The following is a 5,611-nucleotide window of genomic DNA, read 5'->3' as shown; positions in this document are numbered from 1 at the left end:
TAAGGATTTCCATACGGCTTATTATGGCGAGATTGTTGGTGCATATATAATAGAAGAGTAAATAGAAATAGGACACTATTTGTACACAAACACCTTTAGGTGAAAATTTGTGTACAAATGTATAAAATTAAATCGTGGGTATGATTCCTGTTAATCGTCTCCACTATTGAAATTTAAAAACAGTTATATCATTCTGATATAACTGTTTTTAATATGTTTAGAAATTAATTAAAAAATTATATGTTTTTGGATAGCGTAACAAGCAAAACCCCAACTAAAAATTCAAGCAGAAATAGCATAAGATTAAAGTCTACGCAAAATGGGACATAAAATGACATGGAGGATGATATATAATACTTAAGGAAGGCTATATTTAAGATTAAGATTTTTATACTGAATTAAAGTATAGTATAAATCAAAATAATAGGGGGGGGATAATAAGTGACAATATTTAAAAAATACATAGTACTAGTTTTAAGTATATTATCATTAGGAATATGTATTGGACCAGTCAAAAGCACGTATGCTTTAGAAAGTAATGATAATTATAAAATTGAAAGAGAGGCTACAAAAAAAACTGTAGTAGAAGTATCAACAGAGGATGAGCTGATATCAGCGCTAGAAGACACGTCAGTTAAACAAGTGATAATGATAAATGATATAACAATATCAAAAAAAGAAAATGCAAGAGTAGTAAATATAGTAGGTAGAGATAAAGAAATAATAGGAAAATCAACAAAGGATAAATTTATGCTAACAACATCATTTAAAGATGTTAAATTTAAATCTAGTGATTCAGGTAGGAGTAGGCTACATATAAAAAATATAACTATGGACAATGTAGAAATTTATGACTATTATGGTAAAATAGAAAGTTGTACTATAAAAAACGCTAAAATAGGTATAGATAGTTTAGAAAATAGCAATTTAACTAATACTACAATAACATATATTAATTCAAAACTAATTGATGTAGACATAGATAATACAAATCTAGACTTAAAAGAGGGAGAAGCATCGATAACTGTGGAACCTTATTCCTCTGGCTCACCTGCAGATCCAAGTCGAAAGTTAATTTTAAAAAATATTAGAATAAGAAACAAAGAAGGGCATACATTAAAGGTAGAAGGCCACTACCGAAGTCCTGGAACAGATATATTTTTAGAAGGGGATATAATATTAGAAACAAACAAAGATGAAGCGATATTATTAATAAATGAAAATAATGAATTATATGTAAATGGTAATTTACAACAAATAGGAAATACATACACAATAAAATCAGAACAGGATGACCATTATAATAAAATTTATGATAAAAATAATATACTTTCTAAAGGAAAAGATAGTTCTGGAACTGGATATTATAATACTAAACAACGAATAGGTGAAGAACCAAAATTACCAAATGCAAGTGAAGGTACAGTAAGTGTATCAACAGAAGACGAGTTAATATTAGCACTTAAGAATTCATCCGTTCAAACGATAATAATGTTAAATGATATAACCATATCTAAAGAAGAAAATAAGCGTATAGATACAATTGGTTTGGATAAAGAATTAATAGGCAAGTCAACAATCAATAAACCTATATTAACTACAAGGTTTGACGAGACTATCTTTAGAGGTGTTAGTATAAAAAATATAACTACAGATAAGATACAAATAGAAGTATCTTCTGGTAGTGATAAAATAGAAAATTGCACTATAAAAAATGCTAAGTCGGTTATAGCAAGAACTATAACAAATAGTATTATAGAAAATAGTGAAGTAAATGTAAATAATTTAGAAAATAGCAAGCTAGTTAATACTAAAGTAGGTACTATGTGGTGGAGAGATGCTAAAATAACTAATACAGATATAGATAATACCAATTTAGACTTAAAAGAAAATGAATCATCTATATACTATAAGGGATCTAAAAGTATAGCATTAAAAAATGTTAAGGTAAGAAATAAGAATGGAAATGTATTAAAGATAGAAGGCAAGTCAGAGATATCTCTAGAAGGAGATATTATAGTAGAAACAACTGATACGGAGGCAATACTAGTAGATGGTTATTCAGAATATGATTCTTCTCCAGATAAGTTTCTTAAGTTATATATAAATGGAAACTTACAGCAAATAGGAAATACATATACAATAAAAGCTAAACATATTGGAGAACTTACTAAAATCTATGATAAGAATAATTTGTTAGACTTTGCAGGAGATAAAGATGGAACAGGTTATTATAATACTAAAAATAGAATAGGATCAGCTCCAGAATTACCTAAGGATGGAAAACAAGGTTGGCAATATGAAAATAATATATGGTATTTTTATAAAGATGGTATAAAGCAAAAAGGTTGGCAGAATATATATGGTACATGGTACTATTTTGATGAATACTATAGAATGAAAACTGGATGGCAAAATGTATATGGAGTATGGTACTATCTAGAAAATAGTGGAGCAATGGCAACAGGCTGGAAACATGTATATGGAGCTTGGTATTATTTAAAGAATAGCGGAGCAATGGCAACAGGCTGGGAAAATGTATATGGAGTTTGGTACTATCTAGAGAATAGTGGAGCAATGGCAACGGGCTGGAAAAGTGTAAATGGAACTTGGTATTATTTAAAAAATAGCGGAGCAATGGCAACAGGATGGCAAATGATATCAGGAAAGTGGTATTATTTATATAGCAGTGGCGCAATGGCTAAAAATACTGTAATTGACGGATGGAAAATAAACTCAAGTGGAGTAGCTACTAAGATAAAGTAATTAAATGAAATATTTTGTTGTGGGTATTATTCTTACGATTCATTTCCACAATTAAAGTTAATGAAAAACGTATTGATTTAGTAGTCAATACGTTTTTTTATTTTGAATAATAGAATAAATAATAAAATGATAATGTAAAATTTGATAAATTTAGATAAATTAGAGTGGAAAAAGGATAGCCTTAAATATCTTCATTGATACTTTAGTATTACTTATGTCTATAGAATTTAAGTAGTAAATAGATATACAAAATATCAAAGATTTGAATTAAAAATATAATAAATAACTCAGTTGGATTTGATGAAACCATACTGCTAAGTTTCATAATACTCACAGACAAAGTTCCTAACCATTTAAATATTGCTATAAAAATAGACTGGCCTTTTAAGTTTTTTCTTTCTAAAAATATTAAAACAAATAATATAGACATTAATAAATTTTGCAAATAAGCTATAAAGCCTGCTGTTTGAATAATATCACCATGAAATAAAATACCAAAATCTGATGGCGCTAAAATCATAAAAATAAAAGAAGATATTAACGTAAAATTAATCAATATCAAGAATGATATTTTACTTAAAGAATATTTATTCTTAAAATCCTTATATCCATATTTGAAAAATGTACAAGCTAGCATTAAATCAAGAACAAACCATATTAAGCATACTACCTGATGAAATATATCAGTCTTATAAATAAAGGCAAATACGAATTCCCATGAGAGGTTAAGGCACATTGCAAGAAATGGCATACCATAGGTTTTATCTTTAATACTTCTATTAATTATTAATATGTAAGTTATAATCCATAATAATCCACTTAAGCCTTGTAAGATTATATCGACACTCAAAAAAACACCCCTTTAGATACCTATGACGTATGTACATACAATATACTTTTAAAGAGAAAGATTTAATACCAATAATGAACGATCTTTTAAGTTATATAAAAAGATAAGAAGGTTGTTTTATTAGTTTCGATGCAGTGGTTTATGGATGGGGCAGAGGTTACACATAATAGCTATTAAATCAGATTTTTACCGACTCAATTTTATGCCTTTTTAAATAACTCGGATATTTTAAATGAAAATAAGATAAAATTTGATAATAGAGCAAGCGAATTGTTAGCTGAATCAGAGGATTATAAGTCAGAAGTTGTATATGCTAAGCTATATAACTGTAATACATGTTTATCGAAGATTGAAAAAACACTATTAAAACCTTATTTTGAATTTAGAATATAAATTATCTTATAGAGGAAAACTTTATTTAAGAGCAACTTAAGGAGGAAATTCATTGGATAAAAAAGTTGTAAAGTTAGATTTAGAGTTAATGCTTAATGGCGCACTTATGGGTGCATTTGTAGGTATTTTAACATGAATGTTTTTAGGAATTGTAAATGTAGGGACACACTTTATATGGCATACTTTAAAAGATCTTTTCAATATAAAATATTGGACTTTAATAGTTGCAAGTATAGGTGGTATATTAGTCGGAATAACGCAAAAACATTTTGGCGAATATCCAAAATATATGGACCAAACTTTAGAAGAATTTAAGAAAAATAAAAGAGTAGAGTATAAATCATTAAAATATTCTATTATAAACTCATTAACGATACTATTCTTTGGTGCAAGTGTTGGTCCAGAGGCTGCACTATCAGGTATTGCAGGAGGTATAATTACCTTTGTTGGAGATAAAATGAAAGAACGATTTAAGAAAAAGAATGTTGTTAATCAGTATTCAGATGAACTAATAGGATATAGTATGCAAGTTAGTGCAGGGCTTGTATTTAGAGCGCCTTTATTTGGGATATATACGCTAAGTGAAAAAAGTTCAGAAAATAGACATATAATAAAGAAAATAAAAGTAATTGTTTATACTGTAACAACGATAGCTGGTTTTTTAGTATTTATGCTATTATCAAAATTTGATAATAGACCTTCATTTATAGTTAAATTTGGACAAAGTAATATTGGATTGAAAGAAATTATTTGGTTTATACCATTAATTATTATAGCCATGTTACTTGCATATATATACAAAATGTACGCTTTAGTACTACATAGGATATTAAAGCCTATTGAAAATAAAAAAATACTAAAAGGAATAATTGGAGGATTAGGAATAGGTATATTAGGAACTATTTTCCCTGGAACATTATTTTCTGGAGAACATGGATTAAGAGAGTTAGTTGTTGAGTGGAATAACATATCTGCTTATATGCTTATTTTATTATCATTAGTAAAACTTTTATTGACAGAAATATGTTTATCAACAGGGCATAGAGGCGGACATATATTTCCTTTAATATTTTCTGGGAGCTGTCTAGCTTATGGAGTATCTAAGTTATTTTCTATAGATCCAGTTTTTTGCTTGGCTATAATAGTTACAGGTCTTGCAACTAAAGCTATAGGAAATATGTTTGTAGCTATATTTTTATTGATATTTTTCTTTCCAATTAATACTATTCATTCGTCTCCACCATTGAAATCTACGAAAACTCATATTCATTTGAATATGAGTTTTTTTATGAAAATAATTATATTTTTATTTTACATTTTCCATCAATAAAACATCATATGTTATTAAAAAAGTTTTTGAAATCGCAAAGATAAAATATAGTTTTTAGGATAGGATAAGTTATGTATAGATTTAAAGAATTGAATAAAAGAATCTATTATTTTAGTTATACCATCAATGAATTTTGTAGTAACTTACTAAAAAGTGCGTACTTGTTAATGAGTGTATACTAATCTATTATTAAAATATAATATTTTTACGAGGAGGAAATTATGAAAAGAGAAATAGAAGTATTTGACTATGCCAGTGAAATTATGAAGGGT

3 protein-coding genes are annotated in these 5,611 nt (G+C 27.4%); 2 read left to right on the top strand and 1 reads right to left on the bottom strand.

What is annotated here, in order from left to right:
• Positions 1 to 441 precede the first annotated feature (441 nt).
• Positions 442 to 2,766: a pectate lyase-like adhesive domain-containing protein gene (locus BLP75_RS18540; protein ID WP_278335064.1), complete on the top strand. Its 2,325-nt coding sequence runs from the start codon at positions 442 to 444 to the stop codon at positions 2,764 to 2,766.
• 208 nt (positions 2,767 to 2,974) lie between these two features.
• On the opposite strand, the gene BLP75_RS17830 is transcribed toward BLP75_RS18540, so the two are convergent.
• Positions 2,975 to 3,616 (bottom strand): transmembrane-type terpene cyclase, encoded by a 642-nt coding sequence (locus BLP75_RS17830; RefSeq protein WP_092727888.1) that lies wholly within the window; start codon positions 3,614 to 3,616, stop codon positions 2,975 to 2,977.
• A gap of 529 nt (positions 3,617 to 4,145) precedes the next feature.
• On the opposite strand from BLP75_RS17830, the gene BLP75_RS17825 reads away from it, so the two are divergent.
• Entirely contained in the window at positions 4,146 to 5,339 is a 1,194-nt protein-coding gene (locus tag BLP75_RS17825; protein WP_092727887.1) for a chloride channel protein, read from the top strand.
• Positions 5,340 to 5,611: the final 272 nt, after the last annotated feature.

It is taken from the genome of Romboutsia lituseburensis DSM 797 (genome assembly GCF_900103615.1).
Lineage (GTDB): Bacteria > Bacillota > Clostridia > Peptostreptococcales > Peptostreptococcaceae > Romboutsia_F > Romboutsia_F lituseburensis.
Note: the sequence above shows the minus strand (reverse complement) of the source record. Positions and strands in the feature narration are given on the sequence as shown.

Coding starts and splice junctions, on each gene's coding strand:
- BLP75_RS17825 (WP_092727887.1), top strand. CDS start 4,146: ATGTTTTTAGGAATTGTAAATGTAGGGACACACTTTATATGGCATACT.